The sequence below is a fragment of the Thalassococcus profundi genome (assembly GCF_003344785.1).
Taxonomy (GTDB): domain Bacteria; phylum Pseudomonadota; class Alphaproteobacteria; order Rhodobacterales; family Rhodobacteraceae; genus Puniceibacterium; species Puniceibacterium profundi.
The window spans coordinates 1-22,184 of the sequence record NZ_QPMK01000005.1 but is presented as its reverse complement, the minus strand read 5'-3'; the positions used below and the strand labels follow the sequence as shown (position 1 = coordinate 22,184).

Here is a 22,184-nt window from a genome sequence, read left to right as displayed (position 1 = left end):
CGATCCATGAACGTGCAAAGCAAAGAGGCAAACCTGCCCTCCATCAGCGACTACTACAGCGCGACGCAGCTGAGGGCCGACCGATGGAGCGCACTGCGGGAATGCATCGAGTCGATGCACATGCACGGGATCGAGGGGCGCCAGGGCAAGAAGCTGCTGGCCACAGCCGAGCAGCTTTTCGATGCCCTGGCGCCGATCGAGAAATACTGGGCCTTCCCCGGTGCCCATACCTTCGACATGCTGCGCCGGCAACTGGATCTGCGCAATGTCGAGGAACTGTCGATCTCGGTCCGCCGGGTGGCGCGGGCGCTGACCTCGGGCGCCTACCGCCGGCGAACCATTCCCATTGGCGGCGAAGAAATCGATTCAGAGGATTACGAGGACGAAAGCACGCTGGCCCCCGAGGCCCGCGCGCTGGGGCGGCCCTATTTCGAGGTGCTGATCGTCGACAGCGTCAACGAGCACCAGGAACGGTTTCTGCGCAACAACCTGCACAGGGTGCGCCGATCCGAGGATCCGTTCATCTACGAGCCGGTGATCGTGCCGAGCCTCGAGGACGCGCTGATCGGCATCCTGTTCAACCACAACGTCCAGGCGGTGGTGGTGCGGCCCGGGCTCACGCTCAAGTCCAAGAACGTGCTGCCGATCCTCAAGCAGTACCTGACGCAGATGGCCGATGCCGATGACGTCGACGGGCTGCAGCCTAGCGATTACGGCCCCGAGACCTGCCGCCTGATCGCCAAGGTCCGGCCCGAGCTTGACGCCTATCTCATCACCGACCGGTCGGCCGAGGACATCGCAGGGCACGACTTGGGCAAGTGCCGCCGGGTGTTCTACAACCAGGAAGATTTCCTGGAGTTGCACCTCAACATCCTGCGCGGCGTCAACCGGCGCTACAAGACGCCGTTCTTCTCGGCGCTGGTGGAATATTCCAAGCAGCCCACGGGCGTTTTCCATGCCATGCCGATCAGCCGCGGCAAGTCGATCAGCCGCTCGCACTGGATCCAGGACATGGGCGCCTTCTACGGCCCCAACATCTTTCTTGCCGAAACCTCGGCCACCTCGGGCGGGCTCGACAGCCTGCTGGAGCCGCGCGGCCCGATCAAGGAAGCGCAGGAATACGCATCTCGCGCCTTCGGGTCGAAACAGACCTTCTTTGCCACCAACGGCACTTCGACCTGCAACAAGATCGTCGTGCAAGCCGTTGTCAGGCCAGGAGATATCGTGCTCGTGGACCGTGACTGTCACAAGTCGCACCACTACGGCATGGTGCTGGCGGGCGCCAACGTGGTCTACATGGACAGCTACCCGCTGCACGAATATTCCATGTACGGCGCGGTACCCACGAACGAGATCAAGCACCACCTGCTCAAGCTCAAGGCCGCCGGAAAGCTCGATCGGGTGCGCATGGTGCTGCTGACCAACTGCACCTTCGACGGACTGGTCTACAACGTCCAGCGGGTCATGGAGGAATGCCTCGCCATCAAGAAGGACCTCGTGTTCCTCTGGGACGAAGCCTGGTTCGCCTTTGCCCGCTTCGGCCCGACCTATCGCCAGCGCACCGCCATGGGCGTTGCCAACGAGCTGCGCGTGTCCCTGCGCACGCCGGAGCATGCCAAGGCCTACGAAGCGCAGCAGAAAAAGCTGGAAGGCGCGGACGAGGACAAGCTCTTGAAGACGCGGCTGCTGCCGCCGCCCGACGCGCGGGTAAGGGTCTATGCCACGCAATCCACGCACAAGACGCTGACTTCATTGCGGCAGGGGTCGATGATCCATGTCAACGACCAGGACTTCAAGGGCGAGGTCGAACAGGCCTTTCACGAAGCCTACATGACCCATACCTCCACGAGTCCGAACTACCAGATCATCGCGTCGCTCGACGTGGGCCGGCGGCAGGTGGAACTGGAAGGTTTCGAATTCGTGCAGCGGCAGGTCGAAAGCGCCATGGCGATCCGCCGGGCCGTGGCGGCCCATCCGCTGTTGCAGAAGTATTTCAAGGTGCTGACCGCGGGTGACATGATCCCGGAACAGTACCGCGAAAGCGGCACCGAGAGCTATTACGACCCCGACAAGGGCTGGTCGGACATCTGGGACATATGGACCCGCGACGAATTCGTGCTGGACCCCACCCGCGTGACGCTGGCCGTGGGCGGCACGGGCTGGGACGGCGACACGTTCAAGACCAAGATCCTGATGGACAAGTACGGCATCCAGATCAACAAGACCTCGCGCAACACCGTGCTTTTCATGACCAATATCGGCACCACGCGCAGTTCCGTCGCCTACCTGATCGAGGTGCTGGTCGAGATCGCGCACGAGCTCGACGACCTGCTGGACGACGCCAGCAAGATGGAAAAGCGGTCCTTCGAAAACCGCGTCTCGGCGCTGGTCAACGAAGTGCCGCCGCTGCCGGATTTCAGCCGCTTCCACCCGGCCTTCCGCGACGGTGACGAAACGCCCGAAGGCGACATCCGCCGGGCCTTCTTTCTCGCCTATGACGAGGAAAGCTGCGACTACCTGAACCTGGACGACAAGCTGATGGCGCGGCTCGAGGCGGGCGAAGAGCTGGTGTCGGCAAGCTTCATCATCCCCTATCCGCCGGGCTTTCCGATCCTGGTGCCGGGGCAGGTGATCAGCACCGAGATCCTCGCCTTCATGCGGGCGCTGGATGTCAGCGAAATCCACGGCTACCGGCCGGACCTCGGCCTGCGCGTGTTCACCAAGGACGCGCTCAAGGCGCTTACCAAGAAATAACGGAACGACAGGGAGACGACCACATGGCCAAGAAGACACTGAACAACATCTCGGAGATCCGCCGGTATTTCCACACCAACAGCGACCCGGTGTATTTCGTCTCGGCCACGAACTTCAACCTGCTGGGGTTGGACGAGTGGGTGAAGAACTTCAAGTATATCTGTTACATGGACTGTTTCGACGGGCGGCATCCGAACGTTTTCGTGCCCAGCGAGCTGCCGCACGAGGAATTCCAGTCGATCGAGGACATCAACAACTACCTGCTCCAGCACAAGGAAGTGGTGGACATGGTCAAGGAACGCGGCGGCAAGCCCAAGTTCGTCTTCCTGATGTTCGACGAAAAGACCGAGAAGCTGGCCAAGGACCTGGGCGGCGAGGTCTGGTTCCCCAAGGCAAAGCTGCGCACCAGCATGGACAACAAGATCGAGACCGTGCGCATCGGCAACAAGGCGGGCGTGCCGTCGGTGCCGAACGTGCTGGCCGAGGTCAAGGATTACGAGGACCTCAAGAAGACGTGCGAAAAGGCCGGGATCGGGCACGACCTGGTGCTGCAGTCGGCCTTTGGCGACTCGGGTCACACCACGTTCTTCATCAAGTCCGAAGCGGATTTCCGCAAACACGAGCACGAGATCGTCGGCGAAGGCGAGATCAAGATCATGAAGCGCATCGACTGCCGCGGCTCGGCGATCGAAGGCTGCTGCACGAGCCAAGGCACCATCGTCGGCCCGCTGATGACCGAGCTTGTGGGCTTCAAGGAACTCACGCCCTATCGAGGCGGCTGGTGCGGCAACGAGATCTTCTCGACCGCCTTCCCGCCGAAGGCCCGCCAGAAGGCGCGCGAACTCACCTTCAAATTCGGCGAGCAGCTGCGCAAGGAAGGTTATCGCGGCTATTTCGAACTCGATTTCCTGATCGAAAAGAAATCCGGCGACATCTGGCTGGGCGAGCTCAATCCGCGCATCACCGGCGCCTCGTCGATGACCAACCACGCGGCCTTTGCCCATGCGGATGCGCCGCTGTTCCTGTTCCACCTGCTGGAATTCTCCAAAAAGCCGTTCAAGCTGGACGTCGAGGAACTCAACTCCCGCTGGTCCGACCCGGACATGATCGACTCGTGGAGCCAGATGGTCATCAAGCACACCGATGACAACGTCGACATCATCACCCACGCGCCGCAATCGGGCATCTACAAGATGCTGCCGGACGGGCAGGTGGTCTTCGACCGCTTCGACTATCACCGCCGCGCGGTGGAATCCGAGGACGAGGCGTTCTTCCTGCGCATCTCCAACGCCGGCGACTACCGCTACGAGGGCGCGGACCTCGGCATCCTCGTGACCCGTGGCCGGTCGATGACGAAGTCCTTCCAGCTCACCGAGAAGTCCAAGCGCTGGATCAACGGCATCAAGAACGCCTATGCGGCACGGCCGCTGCCCTCGGCTCAGGTCTTGCAGGAGCCCGCCTTCAAGATCATGTAAGCCGCATGTCCCTGACCTTTCGCGCCATTTCCGAAGACAGGCCCGGCCCCAAGTGGGCCGGGCTCTTTGCGGAATACTGGCCGTCCTACAAGGCCTGGTGGTCGCGCGAGGGGCTGGCGGGACGGCCCACCTACATGGAATGCCGCCGCGCGCTGCGGCATCACATGCCGGAACTCTCCGGTCTCTACGACGACTTGTGCGAACTGGTGGGCGGCGGCGATCTGGCCGCGCGGTTCCTCAGCTTCTACCGCCCGCCGCCGTACCTGTCGGGGTGCAGCCAGGCGGTCTGGCAGGGGCCGGAACCGCTGATCGTGCGCAACTACGACTACAATGCCAACGCCTTCGATGCGGTGGTGCTGCGCACCCGCTGGCTCGACCGGCAGGTGATCGGCACCAGCGACGGGCTGGTGGGCCTCGTCGACGGGATGAACGACGCAGGGTTGGCCGTGTCGCTGACCTTTGGCGGGCGGCGCGAGGTCGGGCAGGGCTTCGGCGTGCCGATCATCCTGCGCTACATCCTGCAGGTCTGCGAAACCACCGAAGAGGCGGGCGAGGTGCTGCGCCGCATGCCTTGCCACATGAGCTACAATGTCACCGTGCTGGATGCGCAGCGGCGGTATCTCACCGCCTATCTCACCCCCGACCGGCCCGCGGTGCTGACGCACGCGGCGGTCGCCACCAACCACCAGGAACGGGTGGAATGGGCCAGCCACGCGCGCTTCACCGCCACGGTGGAACGCGAACGCTACCTCTTGCAGCGCCTGACCCTGCATCCCGAAACCCAGGACCGCTTCATCCGGTCCTTCCTGCGCCCGCCGCTTTATTCGACGGCGTTCTCCTCGGGCTTCGGCACGCTTTACACGGCAGCCTACCGTCCGACACGCCGCACGATGGAGCTTTATTGGCCCGGCCAAAGCTGGACCAAGAGCTTCGACCAGTTCGAAGAGGACGCCCGCCGCATCGCACTGCCCGAGATGCCGGTGCCGGTGTCGTTGTAGCCGAGGTCTTGGGACGGCGCAAAGCGTTGAATACAGTACCTTTCGCTTTCGGGTGTGCACCGCGAAGGCACGGAATCAAGGCCGAAGGCCGCCGTGCCAGCGCCGACCCGCCCCCCGGGGCGGCGCTTGGGCTGGGCTTGGTGCGAAGTGTAGGCGGAGCACGGATTTGGTGGGCATAAAGTGGTCAGCGGCAAGGGCAGAAGCGCCTCCCCGCGGTTCGGCGCTATCACTCCGTATCAATAGCATCCGTCGGTTCCATCCGTTTTCGCGTCAGACCGTCCCCAGAGTGGTTTGCCGCTGCGCAGTCAATCGTAATTTCCCACCAGTCGGCCTTGCATTGTGCGGCGGTCGAGCCCCGAACCGCCGAGAATGCCCTCAGCCGCGGCGGATGGTCCAGACCATGACCGGGCCGTCCTCGGCACTGTCTTCGAGAGCGTGGCCCGCCTCGGCGCAGAAATGCGGCACGTCCACCACGGCCGCCGGATCGTCAGTGCGCAGGCGCAGCACCTCGCCGGGTGAGAGTGCCAGCAAACGCTTGCGGGCCTTCAGGACGGGCAGGGGGCAGAGCAGGCCGGTGGCGTCGAGATCATGGGTCATGGCGCATCAGATATGCCGCGTGTTACAGACTGTCCACATGGATGTGACACCGCGTGGCGTGACGCGGGCGCGCGGGCAGGCTATGTGCAGGACATGTTCGGAATCGACATCATCGACGCAGGGCTGATGCCCGCCATGATCGTGGCGCTGATGGCCGGAGTCATTTCCTTCCTCAGTCCTTGCGTGCTGCCCATCGTGCCGCCGTACCTCGCGTACATGTCCGGCGTCAGCGTGACGGAAATGCAGGCCGGCGGATCGGCGCGGATGAAGGCGGGTCTGGCCGCGCTCTTCTTCGTGCTGGGGCTCTCGACGGTGTTCCTGCTCCTGGGCTTCACCGCCTCGGCCTTTGGCGCGTTTTTCCTGCAGAACCAGGTGCTTCTGGCGCGTATTTCAGGCGTCGTCGTGATCGTCTTCGGGCTGCATTTCCTCGGCGTCTTCCGCATCCCGTTCCTTGACCGCGAGGCGCGGATCGAAGCGGGCGACACCGGCGGATCGGCTTTCGGTGCCTATATCCTCGGGCTCGCCTTCGCCTTCGGCTGGACCCCTTGCATCGGTCCGCAGCTGGGCGCGATCCTGAGCCTCGCCGCGTCAGAGGCGTCGGTCACACGCGGCACGCTGCTTCTCGGCGTCTATGCCGCGGGCCTGGGCATTCCGTTCCTGCTGGCGGCGTTCTTCCTGACCCGCGCCATGAGCGTGATGAACCGCATCAAGCGCCACATGAAGACGATCGAGCGGGTCATGGGCCTCTTGCTGATCGCCGTCGGGCTGGCGCTTGTTACGGGCGCCTTCTCGGCCTTCTCCTTCTGGTTGCTTGAGGTCTTCCCGGCGCTGGGACAGCTGGGCTAAGGCGCGCAGTCGTGCCATCGGCGGGCCGCGGTGCGGCGATCCGACGGTTGGGCGTCGCGCTTTATTCTTGCCAGGTCCGGTTGATACATCCGCGTCGCGCCAAGACCAGCCAAATCGCCGTGCCGGGGGGCGGCCCGGCGATGGCGCGGCGGCGCAAGGCGCCTTGATTCAGCGCCTGACACGGCTCCGACCGCAACAATCCCCGACATGCCGGACCTTTGTCGCGCATTCCGCCTTACTCTTGCCGCTTTGCCCCGCTACGCTTTGCGGCAAGAGGCAGGCGAGACGAGGCCGAAGATGACCGCAGAGCGTCAAGAGGTGCGCACGCGCCGGGTGTTCTACATCCCCGGCTACGACCCCATTCATCCCCGCCGCTACCGCGAGCTCTACCGCAAGGAAGGGGCCGCGCAGGCCGAGATCTCGGGCTACGACCTGAGTCTCGCGCCCAAGACCACCTCCGGCCCTTACGGCTGGCAGGCAACGGGCCACATGGACGGCACCGAGGTCACCGCAGAGATCGAGGTGCTGGTCTGGTCCGACATCGTCCGCACCAGCATGTCGAGCTCGATCCCCGCGACCTACGCGCAGCTTGTCCGCACCGCCTGGACCTACACCGCCAGCGGCGCGCTGCGGCGGCTGATGCTGCTGCGCAAGGGGCCGGTGATCGCGGCGCTCTACCCCGTGGGTATGCTGCTGCTGCAGGCGCTGGTGGCGCTGCTGGCGGCGCTGCTGATCTGGTCGGGCCTGTCGCGGGCGGTTTTCGGCGCACTGGGATGGCTCGGGCTCGGGACCACGGGCACGCTCTGGACGATCCTCGACCTGGTGCTGCTGATCCCCGGACTGGCCGCGGCGGTCTGGCTGCTGCGCTGGTTCAAGGCGAAGGACGGCAAGCTCTTCGCCTATTACCTCATGCACGATTACGCCTATTCCGCGCGGCTCAAGGGGGCCAACCCGCCCGAGCTCGAGGCGCGGATGGCCGAGTTTACCGACATCATCGCCGATGCGCTGCTGGCGCCCTGCGACGAGGTGCTGGTCGTGGGCCATTCCTCGGGCGCGCACCTGGCGGTGTCGATCCTCGCCGACCTGATCCGGCAGGGCCGGGTGCCCGCCAACGGCCCGGCGCTGTCCTTCCTGAGCCTCGGGCAGGTGGTGCCGATGGTGTCCTTCCTGCCCGAGGCCCACCGCCTGCGCGCCGACCTCCGCTATCTCTCGGCCCGCGACGAACTGACCTGGGTCGACGTCACCGCACCGGGCGACGGCTGTGCCTTCGCGCTCTGCGACCCGGTGGCGGTGTCGGGTGTGGCCCCCAAGGACAAACGCTGGCCGCTGGTCTTTTCTGCCGCCTTCACCCAGACGCTGTCAGAGGCGCGTTGGAAAGAGCTGCGCTGGAAATTCTTCCGCCTGCATTTCCAGTATCTCTGCGCCTTCGACCGGGTGCGCGACTACGACTATTTCCGCATCACCGCCGGCCCCCTGACGCTGGGCACGCGCTATGCCGACCGCAAGCCGTCCAACAGCCGCATCGACATCCCGGTGTCCAAGTACACAACCGTCGCCGCATGATCCCGCCCAAACCCCGCGCGCGGCCCGAGCGCGTGTCGCTCTGGCGGTATCTCAGGCTCTTTCGGCAGGACATCCTGTCGGCGCAACCGGCGAAGCTCTATCGCGCCTGGATGGCAGAATTCCGGACGCCCTTCTTCCGCTCTTACCTCGTGAACCAGCCGGACCTGGTGAAGACCGTGCTGCGCGACCGGCCGATGGATTTCCCCAAATCCGACCGCATCGGCGAAGGGCTGCGCCCGCTGCTGGGCGACAGCGTCTTTCTGACCAACGGCGCCGACTGGCAGCGTCAGCGGCGGATCATCGACCCGGCCTTCGAAGGCGGGCGGTTGCGCGACACCTATCCGCAGATGTGGGCCGCGTCGGAAAGCGCCGCCACGCGGCTGGGCGCCCGCGCCGGCGGTGTCGTCGAGATCGAGGAGGTCACGAGCCATGCCGCCGCCGACGTGATCTTTCGCACCCTTTTCTCGCTGCCGATCGAGGACGCGGTCGCGCAGGCGGTGTTCCACGAATTCCGCGCCTACCAGCGCAGCCAGCCGATCCTGAACCTCGCCGCTTTCGTGCCATTGCCCGCCTGGATGCCGCGGTTCTTCCGGCGCGACACGCGCGCGGCCGCGGCGCGCATTCGCGAACTCATCACCGGACTGACCGAGGACCGGATGGCCGAGATCCGCGCCGGGACCGCGCCCGACGACCTCGCCACCAAGATCATGACCACCGCCGACCCCGAGACCGGGCAGACTTTTTCGGCGCAAGAGATGGTCGACCAGGTGGCGATCTTCTTCCTCGCCGGGCACGAAACCAGCGCCAGCGCGCTGGCCTGGGCGCTATACCTCGTGGCGCTCTACCCCGAATGGCAGGACAGGATCGCCGAAGAGGCGCAAGCGCTGCAGACCGGCGATTTCGCCGAGGCCGCCAAATTGCGCATCAGCCGGGACGTGTTCCGCGAAACCCTGCGTCTCTATCCTCCGGTGCCGATGATGGTGCGCGAAACCACGTGCCCCGAACGGTTCCGCGACCGCGACCTGCCCAAGGGCGCTCAGGTGGTGCTCAGCCCCTGGCACCTGCACCGGCACGAACGGCTCTGGGACCGGCCCGACGATTTCGACCCGGCGAGGTGGGAGACCGAGAACGGCAGGTCCTGCATGCGCGAGGCCTTCATCCCGTTCTCGGCCGGCGCGCGGGTCTGCACCGGCGCGGGCTTTGCGATGGTCGAAGGGCCGTTGCTGCTGTCGCGGCTGTTGCGCGACCTGCGGTTCGAGTCGGTGCCGGACCGGGTGCCGGACCCGGTGGCGCATCTGACCGTCCGCGCCCGCGACGGGATCGCCCTGCGCGTGACGCGCCGATAGGGTGGCATTATTTTCAAACGGTTAGCGCTAAACCGACACTCGTCCGTCTATCCAACCGGCCGCCGGTCGCGTAAAGAAGGGCGCGACAGCGAACACCAACAGGGATGACCGACCGACATGGCACAGGACAAGGCGACGTTTCAGGCGCAGGCAGTACGGATGACCACCGGCAGGGGCTTTATCGCCGCGCTGGACCAGAGCGGCGGATCGACCCCCAAGGCGCTGCGGCTCTACGGCGTCGAGGAAAGCGACTATTCCGGCGAGGAAGAGATGTTCGGCGAGATCCACAAGATGCGGGCCCGGATCATAACGGCGCCGGATTTCACCTCCGACAAGGTGCTGGGCGCGATCCTCTTCGAACGCACCATGCGCGGCGAGATCGAGGGCAAGCCCACGGCGCAGCTTCTGTGGGAAGACCGGGGCGTGGTGCCCTTCCTCAAGATCGACAAGGGGCTCGAGGACGAAGCCGATGACGTGCAGCTGATGAAGCCGATGCCGGGGCTGGAAAAGCTTCTGGCAGAGGCGGTGGAGTTCGGCATCTTCGGCACCAAGGAGCGGTCGGTCATCAAGAGCGCCAATGCCAAGGGCATCGCCGACAACGTCGCACAGCAGTTCGAAGTGGCCCGCGTCGTCACCGGCGCCGGTCTGGTGCCGATCATCGAACCCGAGGTCGACATCCATTCCGAGACCAAGGCCGAGGCCGAGGTCCTGCTGCTGGACGCGATCCTGTCGCATCTCGACGGGCTGGCCGAGGGCGAGGACGTGATGCTCAAGCTGACCATTCCCGATGTGCCGAACCTTTATGACCCGATCGCCGATCATCCGCGCGTGCTGCGGGTCGTGGCGCTGTCGGGCGGCTATTCCACCGACGAGGCCTGCGCACGTCTGGCGCAGAACGGCAAGATGATCGCAAGCTTCTCTCGCGCTTTGACCGAAGGCCTGAGCAAGCAGCAGTCGGATGCGGAATTCAACGCGGCCTTGGGTGACAACATCGACAAGATTTACCGAGCGTCAGTGTGAGGCGGCGCAGACTTTTCAGAAAAGTCTGCGCAAAAGCTTTCTGAAAGCTTTTGCGGGCGGTGTCACACGAAACGCCGGAACGGTTCGCGGTTGCAGAAGATCACCACCTGTCCGGCATTGATCACCGCGCTGTACCCGCGGCGCGCCAGTTCGCGCTCGAACCGCTCGCGGCCCACGATTCTCTCGATATCCCGCAGCGACCGGCGGACCACGCCGCCGTCGCGCGCTGCTTGGGACGAAAACACCTGCCGGATCCAGATGTCCGGCGGCACCATGATCCGCATCTCGCTCATGCGGCCAGTCTGCCGCAAAGGTGGTTAACGATCCCTGAAGCGCTGCAACACGAACACACGGATCGCAGAGGCCAGCCCCACGTCGAGTTCACGCGCCGCATCAATCTCGGCGGCCAACTGGTTGATCGGCTTGTCATCTTCCACCGCGATCTGGCGAAAAGCCTGCCAGAAGGCATCCTCGAGCGATACGGAGGTCCGGTGGCCGCGCAGCGTCAGCGAACGCTTGACCGGACGCCCGCTCATTCCTCGGGTTGGTCGATCTTGTGCCCGTCGAGCGTCTGGGCGGCCTTCGACAGCTTCGCCGCCATGGCCTGCTTTTCGGCCTTGGAGCGGCCGAAGCGCGCCGCGTTGACCTCGGCGTCGCGCTTTTCAGCGTCGCGTTTGCGGTCCTTGCGGGCCTTGTTGAGATTGACGAGCTTGCTCATTCACGCGGTCCGATCATGTCCCTGGGGTCCACCACCCGGTCGAAGGTCTCGGCATCCACGAACCCCAGCGCAATCGCTTCCTCGCGCAGGGTGGTGCCGTTCTTGTGCGCCGTCTTCGCCACCTTGGTGGCGTTGTCGTACCCGATGGTCGGCGCCAGCGCCGTCACCAGCATCAGCGAATCCCGCATAAGCTGGTCGATCCGCGCCGTATTGGCCTGCGTGCCCACCACCATGTTGTCGGTGAAGCTGCCCGCGGCGTCGCCCAGCAGCTGCATCGACTGCAGCACGTTGTAGCTCATCATCGGGTTGTAGACATTGAGCTCGAAATGCCCCTGGCTGCCGGCAAAGCCGACGGCGGCGTCGTTGCCCATCACATGCGCGCAGACCATGGTCAGCGCCTCGGCCTGGGTCGGGTTGACCTTGCCCGGCATGATCGAGGAACCGGGTTCGTTTTCCGGAAGGATCAATTCGCCCAGACCGGAACGCGGGCCGGAGCCCAACAGGCGCATGTCGTTGGCGATCTTGAAGAGCGAGGCCGCCACGGTCTTGAGCGCGCCCGAGAACATCACCATGGCATCATGCGCGGCCAGTGCTTCGAACTTGTTGGGTGCGGTGACGAAGGGCAGGCCGGTGATCTGCGCGATCTCCGCCGCCACGCGGGTGTCCCAGCCCTTGCGGGTGTTGAGCCCGGTGCCCACGGCAGTGCCGCCCTGCGCCAGTTCGTAAATGTCCGGAAGGCAGGCTTCGACCCGGCGGATGCCCTGCGCCACCTGGTGCGCGTAGCCGCCGAATTCCTGGCCCAGCGTCAGCGGGGTTGCGTCCTGCGTATGGGTGCGGCCGATCTTGATGATGTCGGCGAATTCTTCGGACTTCGCCACCAGCGCGCCGTGCAGCTTGCGCAGGCCGGGCAGCAGCGTGTCGCGGGCCATCATGCCGATGGCCACGTGCATCGCGGTCGGAAAGGTGTCGTTGGAGCTTTGCCCCATGTTGCAGTGATCGTTGGGGTGCACAGGCTTTTTGCTGCCCATCTCGCCGCCCAGCATTTGAATCGCCCGGTTCGAGATCACCTCGTTGGCGTTCATGTTGCTTTGGGTGCCGGATCCGGTCTGCCAGACCACCAGCGGAAAGTTGTCGTCGAACTTGCCGTCGATCACCTCTTGCGCGGCGGCGGCGATGGCGTTGCCGATCTCTTCGGGCATGTCCCCCTGCGCCACGTTGACCGTGGCGCAGGCCTTCTTGATCACGCCAAGCGCTCGGATGATAGCAACCGGCTGGCGTTCCCAGCCGATGGGGAAGTTCTGAATCGACCGCTGCGTCTGCGCGCCCCAGTATTTCTCGGCCGGCACGTCCAGCGGGCCGAAGCTGTCGGTTTCAACGCGGATATCGGGCGGGGTGGCGGACATGGACGGCTCCTGGTGTATGCGATTGCATGCGGTCTAGGCCCGCCAGCGCGCGCCTGCAAGAGACGTCGACATCACTTGCGGAAGGAATCGAGGCTCACGACATCGGCCTTCTTGGTTCCGGCGCTCTTGCTCTCCGGGGCCGCGTCGGACTTGGCTGCTGGCGGATCGAAATCGCGATCGTCCTCCTCGTCGTCGTCGTCCTGCGTTTCGAACCGCAGGCCGAATTCGACCGAGGGATCGACGAAGGTCTTGATCGCATCGTAGGGGATATAGAGCAACTCGGGCGCGTCGCCGAAGTTCAGCGAAACCGAAAAGCCGTCGTCGGTCACCTCGAGATTGTCGAACCAGTGCTGCATCACCACGGTCATCTCGCCGGGGTAGCGGTCGGACAGCCAGTCGGCGATCTCCACATCCGGGTGATGGGTGTCGAAGGTGATGAAGAAGTGATGCTCGCCCGGCAGGCCATCGCGCTGGACGCCTTCCAGAACTTCCTGGATCAGGCCGCGCATCGCGCGGTGCATGAGGTTGCCGTAATCGATACTGCGGGCCATGCCCTTTCCCCCTGAATTTCCTGTCAGCATATTCTATTTGCCACGAAACAAAAGGGCGCGCGGCGCTGTTTTTGCGTGGCCTCGGCGCGGGTGCGGATCAGCCCAGAACCTTGGTGATTTCGCGCAGAATCTTGAGCCGGATGGCGCGCGGATAGTCGCGATGACCGCGCGCGGTCAGCACGAATCCATCCCGCGTCACCAGCGTCCGGCGGTAGAAGTTGGTGATCGCGATCCCGAGGGATTCGATGGCGATGCCGTTGATCGTCACGCCCATGCGCTCGGCCCGGCGGCGCACCGGCCCGACCTCGCCGCCGGCATTGGGCGTGCCGTCGCCCGACACGTCGATGACCCGCCGGGCGCAGTCGGGCACCGCGGCGAACTGGTTCAGCGCGAAATCCAGCGCATCCGCCGGGGCGGTGTCCGACAGGACAAAGGCGCGCTCCATTCCGCGGGCCCGGGTGGCAAAGCGCGACACGTCGAGCGCCGTGCGCATCCGGGTCCAGGGGATCGAAATCTCCTGCCGCCCGACGCCGGACCACTGGATCACCATCAGCATGACCTCGCCGCGCACCATGGTTTCAACGATCTCGGGATCGGCCAGCGCATCGGCCAGACCGTCGGTCTGAAGCCGGTATTCGCCCGGATCGACGGAGTTCGAGACGTCGATGGTCAGCAGCAGCGCGGTGTCGCAGGCCTGTGACGCGGGCGCGGCGAATCCGCAAAGACAGATGGCGAGGGCACGCAGCATGAGCGCATAGGACCCGCGTGCCGCGATCCGGTCAAGAGCAGAGGGTCAAGGCGCTCTTTTCAAAGGCTGCGCGTTCCGGTGCGTGGCTTTCTGTATTTCTTTCAGCGGTTAACACGGGCGGTGTGCAGAAGCGCCGCTGCAATTCCGGAAAGAGACGCCGCACAACCAAAGAGAGATTCAGTGCAATTCGATTCACCCAAAATACAATGTAAGGGCGTATTGGGATCTTCTGGGAATTGGGAATGCTCTTTCAATTCTCGGAGCGCATTCGGGATTCGCAATGAGGTGGCGTTTGTTTCGAAACGGAGGCTTCGCCTACCGCGAACTACCGCTTAGGTTGAATTGGTATCGTGAATTTCCCGTAAATTCCGGCGCGTGACAGATGTCTGCGCGAAAGAACGGTCCGGTCCGGGCAGACGGACAGGGTCGGTGGTCCGTGCCGCTTTGACGCTCGAGATCGGGTGAAACGAATGGCGCAGAATTGCTGAAAGATACATTTATCATGGCTTTTCAGCCCATTGCCGGGTGTGATCCAACAAGCGAATCGGACTGCGACCAGGCGGAAGAACAGGGACTTATCAACAGTCTTGGCAATACCAAAAAACTTTTAAATTCCGTTGACAGAAATCCCGTCGAATGGATTACTGCTCTCAGGTGAACGTGGGGGAAGACTTTAGGTAGCTGTTTTTGATTTCGGATTGTGATCAGCGTTTGGCTTCGATGGCGCGCGTGGCGGATTAGAAGAACCGTCCTTAAGTGACCGACCTGCTCAGAATGAGTGAGCCTTCGCTTCGGCAGCTTGCGGGCTGGCCGGTGGTCTGTCGTGTTTGTCGTGGGACTTACCACCAGGCACGTTTGCAATTCAAATCAGTATCGGATCGAAAGCAAAGCTTGGTCGATTACGAACCGGGAATGTTCATTCCCGGAACAGCTGTTTATTGTCGTCAGCAATGGGCCGGGTCCGGCTCTTTTCCCGCGTTCTGAAAAATGCATTCGCGCCCCGGCGCCGGTGAAGCACCGGTCCGGCCTATCGCGCAGGGAAAACAGGGATCTTTACCATGGCAACTCCGATACTCGATCTGAACGGTGTAGGCGCAGGCAACGACGTGACCGCGAACTTCGTCGAAGGCACGGATCAGGGGAACCAGCCGAACGATGGCGTGCTTTTGTTTCAAAACGCGACGCTGACAGAAGGAGACAGCCAAGAGATTAAGTCGATCACACTGACCCTGCCGATGGTCGACGGCTCTGCCTTCGAGACGCTGGGCATCGATAACGCCTTCGATTTTACTGGAATCAATGTGGTTGTTAACGTCGCTAACGGGTCCGTTGATCCATTGGACCCCATGACGCCCACTGTCATGACACTGACCCCGGAGACCGGCACGACCGCATCCGTCGCCGACTTTCAGGCAGTTTTGCAAGCAATTCGCTATTTCAACACCAGCGACGAGCCGTCCGAGACGCCGCGCTCCGTGACTGTCGACGTGGTCGATGCCGAGGACGAGACCACGACGCAAACCGCGACGATCAACGTCGAGGAAACCAACGATATTCCCGCACTGACCGTAGAGGCCGGCGACAACAGCACCACAGAGGACGTGGACGCCAGCGCTTCGGGCGCCTTCACGGTCACGGATCCGGATTCCGACACCTTTACCTGGCAGATCACCGCGCCCAACGAGACCGCCGTCACGGCGATGTCCGGCACCCCGGCGGTGTCGAACGGCACCTACGGTACGTTGTCGCTCAACGACGATGGCAGCTGGAGCTACACGCTCGACGATACGCTCGAGAACGCGCTCCTCGATGCGCTGGACGCGGGTGAGACGGTGCAGGACAGCTTCACCGTTCTCGTCAATGACAACGAGGGCGCGACGACCATCGCCCCGGTGACGATCAACGTCACCGGCACCAACGACGGCCCGGTCGCCGAGGCCGATCCGACGACTTTCAACGCCCTCGGCGATCCCGGCAACGTGCAGGTGGTGGATGAGGACGGGCCGACCCTGACCATCGACGTTCTGGCCAACGACACCGACGTGGACGGCGAAGATAATCCGTCGAACTTCTCGCTCGATTCCGTCGGTGCGAACTCCGTGACCGGCCTGTCGGACGCCGTCACGATCGACCCGAGCAGCTTCGACATCGTCGGCAACCAGCTGACGTTCACACCGGGTGACGAATTCGACGCGCTGGACGATGGCGAAACCGCCGTCGTGACGGTCAGCTACACCATGTCGGACGACAGCGGCGCAAGCGCGACCTCGACCGCCTCGATCACCGTCACCGGCACCAACGACGCGCCCACCGTATCCGCCATCGCCGCACCTTCCAGCACCGAGGACGAGACCGTCAGCATCGACCTGCTGGACGGCCAGACCGATCCCGACGACGACCTGACGGTCGGCAACATCGTTGTGACCTCGAACGTGATGCCGGCGCGCAGCTTTGTCGAAGGGGAGGACTACACCGTCACCGACGGCGTGCTGACCTTTGCCGCCGGCACGTTCAACGATCTGAACGAAAGTGCGTCGGAAATCGTGACCGTGAACTACGAGATCAGCGATGGCACCGTGACGTCCCCCAACACAGCGACCAAGACCGTCACCGGTGTAAACGATGCGCCCGTGGCGGGTGACGACGAAGATTTCGGGACGATCGTCGATCCGGGCGACGGTGTCATGGGCACGACCATGGCCACCGGCAACGTGCTGGACAACGACACCGATGACGATACCGACGAGACGGCGAGCCTTGTCGTCGACAGCTTCGGCACGACCCCCACGGGTGACAGCAATGCCGCCGGCACGACCGTGACCGGCACCTACGGGACGCTGACCATCGACGCCAACGGCGTATATACCTACACGCTCGACGACACGCCAGGGGGGCCGGCGGACTCGCTGCCGGATGGCGACGTGATGGTCGAGACCTTCTACTACGTGGTGAGCGATCCCAACAACGGCACCGACGTGGGCCAGTTGCAGATCGACGTCACAGGATCGAACGAGGCGCCGACCGTGACGGCGGCTCTGACCGGGACCGACGACGACCAGGGCATCCAGGTTTTCGATCTGCTGGACGGCGCAGAGGACCGCGACACCGGCGACACGCTGAGCGTGACCGGCCTCATGGTCAGCAGCGACAACACCGATCGTGACCTCTCGGGCTTTTCCTTTCCGCTGAGCGGGCCGGGCAACGGCACGCTGGACTTCGATGCATCGCAATTCGACGATCTGCGCATCGGTGACACCGAGGTGATCACCTTCAGCTACACGATCGAGGACAACTTCGGCGGCTCGGTCCCGCAGACCCTGACCGTCACGCTGACGGGCACCAACCAGGCGCCAGTGGTCGGCCCGATGCCCGACGACGCGGGCGAGGTGATCGAGAACGGGACCGGCACCGACGGCGTCTACACCGCCACCGGCGACATCGACTTCACCGATGCCGAACTCGGCGACATCCACTCGGTGAACGCCGCCGCCGCGGGCGGCGGTCTGGGGTATCTCGGCACGCTGCTGGCAGGGATCAGCAACTCGGCCACGGCCGATGGCGTGGGCCGCGTCACCTGGACCTACAACATCACCAACGCCTCGCAGAAATCCGTCATCGAGGCGCTGGGTGAAGGCGACACGATCACGCAGCTTTACACCATCACCATCAACGACGGGCAGGGTGGTTCGACCCAGCAGGACGTCACCATCACCATCACCGGCAGCAACGACCAGCCGGTGATCGAGGGCAGCTCGACCCTGACCGATACGCTAACCGAAACCGCCGACACCACCGGGTCGATGACGGTCCTCGAGGCCACCGGCATGATTGCGTTCTCGGACATCGACACGTCCACCTTTGCCAATGCCAACACCCAGGCGCTGGTCACCGGCGCGGCGGATACGCATACGGTCGGCCAGATGATGCCCACCGCGACGCTGACGCCCGCAGGCGGCGCAGCGGCGGCCTACATGGGCATGATCCCCGGTTCGCTGAGCTTCGGCGTGGTGGACCAGACCGCCGACACGGTGGACTGGACCTATTCCGTGGCCGACGGCGCGCTTGATTTCCTGCGCGAAGGCGACGTGCTGACGATCACCTTCGCCACCACGGTGACCGACGATTCTGGCGCGATGAACGCGGACTCGGAATCCGCCCTGATCACGGTGACCATCACCGGCACCAACGACGTGCCGACCATCGCCGCGGACGAGGTCAATGGCACCTCGCTGGTGGAAGCCGGTGTCGACACGCCCGGAGTCTCCGAGGTCACCGGCACGCTCAACGGCATGGGCGCCAACTGGCAGGATGCTGACGACAGCGAAACGGCCGCGCTGGCGGTCACCAAGGCGGCCTTTGACGGCGCCGTGCCCGCCGAACTGGACTTCGACGGCAGCGGCACCGGCGCGATGCCCGGCGAGGCGACGATCCTCGGCACCTACGGCGCGCTCTACCTGCAAGTGGACGGCAGCTATCGCTATGTGCTCGACAATGCCGATCCCGACACCGATGCGCTCGACAACGAAGCCACCGGCGTGACCGAGACCTTTACCTACACCATCGCCAACAACGGCGGCGGCGAAGGCAACGAGGCGTCGGCGACGATCACCGTCTCGATCGAGGGCTCGAACGACGCGCCGTTCATCTCCTTCGTCGAAGGCGAGGATCTCGGCAACGTCAAGGAGGCGGGCATTCTCAACGACAACGTGCCTTTCTCCGGCGTCACCACCGCCACCGGCACGCTGGATCCGAACGACGTGGACAGCAGCGACGATGCCACCAACGACACCTGGTCTCTGGTGGCCAATGGCGGCACGGGTCAAATACAGGACGATGCGGTGACCGTCACCGGCACCTACGGCACCCTGACCATCGACCAGAACGGCACCTGGACCTACACGCTCGACGACACGGACCCCGATACCCGCGCCCTGAACGAGGGTGAAAGCTACGACGAGGTGTTTACCGTTCAGCTTGCGGACAACGACGCCACCGACGAAGGCAGCGACACGGTGGATGTGACCATCACCGTGACCGGCACCAACGATCAGCCGGTGCTGACGGTCGTGCCCGGCGCCGATACCAGCGTCACCGAAGCCGGTCTGTCGCTTGTCGACAACACCACGCCCATCGGCGGCACCACGGCGACCGGTGCCTACACGGTCGCGGATGACGACTCCAACGACACGCCCGCGACCGCGCTGTGGTCGATCGTGTCGGTGAACGGCGTTGCGGTGGAAACGCCCACCGTGGCCAATGGCGCGCCCTCGGCCGAGACCGGCCAGTACGGTACGCTGTCGCTCAACGACATGGGGCAGTGGACCTACCTCATCGACGATACCGAAGGCGGTGCCGCCGATGCGCTTGATGTCGAGGACAGCGATACCGAAACCTTCGTGATCCGCGTGGCCGACGGCAACGGCGGTTTCGACGAGGCGACCATCACCGTGTCGGTTCAGGGCTCGAACGACGGCCCGGTCGCCAATGTGGACGCGACGACCTTCGTCGCGCTCGGCGATGCCGGCAACGTGCAGGTCGTGGATGAAGACGGCCCGACTCTGTCCATCGACGTGCTGGCCAACGACACCGATGTGGACGGCGACGACGATCCGGCGAATTTCTCGCTCGATGTCATCGGCACCAACTCCGTCAGCGGTCTGACGGTCGGCACGATCGACCCGGGCAGCTTTGTCATCAACGGATCCATGCTGGAGTTCACGCCCGGCGCGGAATTCGACGAACTGGCACCGGGCGACACCGCCGTCGTCACCGTGGCCTACACCATGTCCGACGACTCGGGCGCGGAGTCTTCCTCCACCGTGACCATCACCGTGACCGGGTCCAACGACGCCCCGGTGATCGAAGTGGCCGATCCGGCATTCGACGATACGGAGACACTGGCCGAAACCGATGCCGCGCTGCTGACGACCGGCCGCATCGTTTTCTCCGATATCGACAGCGGCGACACACCCGAAGCCAGCGTCGACACCTCCGCAGCAAGCGTGGTGGCGACGGGCATCATGCTGTCGCCCGAGCAGGAAGACGCCTTCCGCGCCGGGTTCAGCATCACGGTTCCGGCCACCGGCGCCTGGGAATATGCGCTTGCCGCGGCGGACAGCCAGTTCCTCGCCCTGGGCGACCAGGTCGACCTGACTTTCACCGTGACCGTGACGGACGATTTCATGGGCACAGCGACTCGTGATGTGACGATCACCATCACCGGCACCAACGATGCCCCGGTGGCCGTGGCCGACACCAACGCCGAGGACGCGGTGATCGAGGATGGCGTCGTCGCCGGCGACGGCACCGCGGTCGGCAACGTGCTGGGCAACGACAGCGACGTCGACAGCGGCGACATTCTGACCGTGGTGGGCGTCGAAGCGGGCGACACCGGCCTCGATCTGGATGATGCGGGCACCGTCGACATGGCGATCACCGGCACCTACGGCACACTGACCATCGGCGAGGACGGTGAATACACATACACGCTGAGCGACACGCTGCTTGCAACCAATGCGCTGGCCGAGGACGACAACGCTTCGGACGTCTTTACCTACACGATCAGCGACGGCAACGGCGGGTTGCATTACGCCACCTTGACCATCGACATCACCGGGGCCAACGATGCGCCGGTCGCCGTCAACGACAGCGGCACCACCGATGACGACAACGCGGTCACCGTCGATGTGCTGGCCAACGACACCGACGTCGATACCGGCGACGAACCGGCGACCTTCACGCTCGATTCGGTGGACGTGCTCAGCACCACGGGTCTTGTCGGTTCCCCGGCGGCCTTCGGCTCCGCCACGATAGTGGGCAACCAGCTGGTCTTCGATCCCGGTCTCGACTTCGAGGAACTGGATACCGGTGAATCCGCCACGGTGACAGTCACCTACACCATGTCCGACAGCAACGGCGCGACCTCGACCGCCGCGGCCGTGATCACCGTGAACGGGACCAACGATGCGCCCTTCGTAGTGGATATCGGCGGGCTTGCCGCCAACGTCACCGAGAATCCCGAACCCGATGACGCGCCCTTCGTGCACAGCGTCAACGAGGTCATCAGCTTCAACGATTTCGAGATCAACGACACGCATTCGGTCACCGTGGTCGCGGATTCCGGTGGCGGCAGCATCGCCTTCGGCGAAACCACCACGCCGCATCCGACCGCGGCCTACTACGGCACATTCTCCGGCGGCCTTTCGGTCCCGGCCACCGGCAGCACCGACCCCGGAGAGATCCAGTGGGCGTTCTCCGTCGATGACGACGACATCGACCACCTGGCCGCGGGCGAGGTCGTGACGCAGAACTACACGGTGACCATCGTCGACAACGGCGCGGGCAACCTGTCCGCCACCGAGACCATCGTCGTCACCATCACCGGCACCAACGACGCGCCGGTGATCACCACAGCCGCCGCCTCGGCAAACCTGACCGAGGCCGCGGACCAGACCGGCGAGGCCACCCCGGCGCTCACAGCCTCCGGCAGCATCGCCTTCGACGATGTGGACGCGCGCGATACCGGCCATACCGCGACGGTGTCGGCCAGCGTGGCCAGCACCGTGGCCACCGACTTCGCGGAAACCGACGATCCTGCGATCCTGGGCTACTTCAGCGTCACCGACACCGATGCCGGCACCCCCGGCGTCCAGGTGACCAAGGCCGACGGCGCCACCAGCGGCTCCGCCAGCTGGAGCTTCAGCGCCCCGGACAACGCTTTCGACTTCCTTGCAGAGGGCGAGACCGCGACGCTGACCTATACGGTCACCATCGATGACGGCGACGGCGGCACGGATGACCACGTCGTGACGATCACCATCACCGGCACCAACGACGCACCGGTCGCGGTGGCGGACACCAACGCCGAGGATTCGGTGGTCGAGGATGTGGACGCGACGGCCATGGGCAACGTGCTGGTCAACGACACCGACGTGGACACCGGCGACATTCTGACCGTGGTGGGGGTCGCCGCGGGCGACACCGGCCTCGATCTGACCGAAGCGGCCACGGTGGGTGCGGCGATCACCGGCACCTACGGCACGCTGACCATCGGCGAGGACGGTGAATACACCTACGCCCTGGACGACACCTTCGCGGCGACGGATGCGCTGGCCGAGGGCGAGAGCGCCGCGGACGTCTTCACCTACACGATGGCGGACAGCGAA

At 64.4% G+C, this 22,184-nt stretch carries 15 protein-coding genes; 8 read left to right on the top strand and 7 right to left on the bottom strand.

What is annotated here, in order from left to right; all coding sequences use genetic code 11:
* Nucleotides 1–6: 6 nt before the first annotated feature.
* The 3 genes from DU478_RS08480 to DU478_RS08470 are packed head-to-tail and all read left to right on the top strand — an operon-like array spanning nt 7 to nt 5,227.
* Nucleotides 7–2,754, top strand: coding sequence for an aminotransferase class I/II-fold pyridoxal phosphate-dependent enzyme (locus DU478_RS08480; protein WP_114510528.1), 2,748 nt, complete (start codon nt 7–9; stop codon nt 2,752–2,754).
* Nucleotides 2,751–4,229 carry a biotin carboxylase gene (locus tag DU478_RS08475; RefSeq protein WP_267897100.1) on the top strand — a complete coding sequence of 493 codons (1,479 nt, stop codon included), beginning with the start codon at nt 2,751–2,753 and terminating at the stop codon, nt 4,227–4,229. Before DU478_RS08480 ends, DU478_RS08475 begins: the two co-directional genes overlap by 4 nt.
* Nucleotides 4,230–4,234: 5 nt before the next feature.
* On the top strand, nt 4,235–5,227 hold the full coding sequence (locus DU478_RS08470; protein ID WP_199488307.1) for a C45 family autoproteolytic acyltransferase/hydolase: 993 nt from the start codon (nt 4,235–4,237) through the stop codon (nt 5,225–5,227).
* Between the two features lie 375 nt (nt 5,228–5,602).
* On the opposite strand, the gene DU478_RS08465 is transcribed toward DU478_RS08470, so the two are convergent.
* Nucleotides 5,603–5,824 carry a sulfurtransferase TusA family protein gene (locus tag DU478_RS08465; RefSeq protein WP_114510526.1) on the bottom strand — a complete coding sequence of 74 codons (222 nt, stop codon included), beginning with the start codon at nt 5,822–5,824 and terminating at the stop codon, nt 5,603–5,605.
* Nucleotides 5,825–5,917: 93 nt separating this feature from the next.
* Between DU478_RS08465 and DU478_RS08460 the strand changes: the two genes are divergently transcribed.
* From DU478_RS08460 to DU478_RS08445, 4 genes are all read left to right on the top strand, one after another.
* Entirely contained in the window at nt 5,918–6,670 is a 753-nt protein-coding gene (locus tag DU478_RS08460) for a cytochrome c biogenesis CcdA family protein (RefSeq protein ID WP_114510525.1), read from the top strand.
* 297 nt (nt 6,671–6,967) lie between these two features.
* Nucleotides 6,968–8,233 carry a hypothetical protein gene (locus DU478_RS08455; protein WP_114510524.1) on the top strand — a complete coding sequence of 422 codons (1,266 nt, stop codon included), beginning with the start codon at nt 6,968–6,970 and terminating at the stop codon, nt 8,231–8,233.
* Nucleotides 8,230–9,579: a cytochrome P450 gene (locus DU478_RS08450; RefSeq protein ID WP_114510523.1), complete on the top strand. Its 1,350-nt coding sequence runs from the start codon at nt 8,230–8,232 to the stop codon at nt 9,577–9,579. The genes DU478_RS08455 and DU478_RS08450 overlap by 4 nt, the downstream gene beginning before the upstream one ends.
* 117 nt (nt 9,580–9,696) lie before the next feature.
* Nucleotides 9,697–10,599 (top strand): fructose bisphosphate aldolase, encoded by a 903-nt coding sequence (locus DU478_RS08445; protein ID WP_114510522.1) that lies wholly within the window; start codon nt 9,697–9,699, stop codon nt 10,597–10,599.
* A 62-nt stretch (nt 10,600–10,661) separates the two neighbouring features.
* Here the strand turns inward: DU478_RS08445 and DU478_RS08440 are convergent, their stop codons facing one another.
* The 6 genes from DU478_RS08440 to DU478_RS08415 form a co-directional block, all read right to left on the bottom strand.
* Entirely contained in the window at nt 10,662–10,892 is a 231-nt protein-coding gene (locus DU478_RS08440) for an N-(5'-phosphoribosyl)anthranilate isomerase (RefSeq protein ID WP_114510521.1), read from the bottom strand.
* A gap of 24 nt (nt 10,893–10,916) precedes the next feature.
* Nucleotides 10,917–11,135, bottom strand: a complete 219-nt coding sequence (locus DU478_RS08435; protein ID WP_114510520.1) for a ribbon-helix-helix domain-containing protein — start codon at nt 11,133–11,135, stop codon at nt 10,917–10,919.
* Entirely contained in the window at nt 11,132–11,317 is a 186-nt protein-coding gene (locus DU478_RS08430; protein WP_114510519.1) for a DUF4169 family protein, read from the bottom strand. The genes DU478_RS08435 and DU478_RS08430 overlap by 4 nt, the downstream gene beginning before the upstream one ends.
* A complete protein-coding gene (gene fumC / locus DU478_RS08425; RefSeq protein WP_114510518.1) occupies nt 11,314–12,720 on the bottom strand; it encodes a class II fumarate hydratase in 1,407 nt (468 codons plus the stop codon). The genes DU478_RS08430 and fumC overlap by 4 nt, the downstream gene beginning before the upstream one ends.
* A 71-nt stretch (nt 12,721–12,791) precedes the next feature.
* Nucleotides 12,792–13,271 carry an SspB family protein gene (locus DU478_RS08420; protein WP_114510517.1) on the bottom strand — a complete coding sequence of 160 codons (480 nt, stop codon included), beginning with the start codon at nt 13,269–13,271 and terminating at the stop codon, nt 12,792–12,794.
* Between the two features lie 97 nt (nt 13,272–13,368).
* Nucleotides 13,369–14,019 carry a DUF1194 domain-containing protein gene (locus DU478_RS08415; protein ID WP_114510516.1) on the bottom strand — a complete coding sequence of 217 codons (651 nt, stop codon included), beginning with the start codon at nt 14,017–14,019 and terminating at the stop codon, nt 13,369–13,371.
* A gap of 1,058 nt (nt 14,020–15,077) precedes the next feature.
* Here DU478_RS08415 and DU478_RS08410 point away from each other — a divergent pair.
* A partial coding sequence (locus tag DU478_RS08410; RefSeq protein WP_199488306.1) for a VCBS domain-containing protein occupies nt 15,078–22,184 on the top strand: 7,107 nt, incomplete at its 3' end.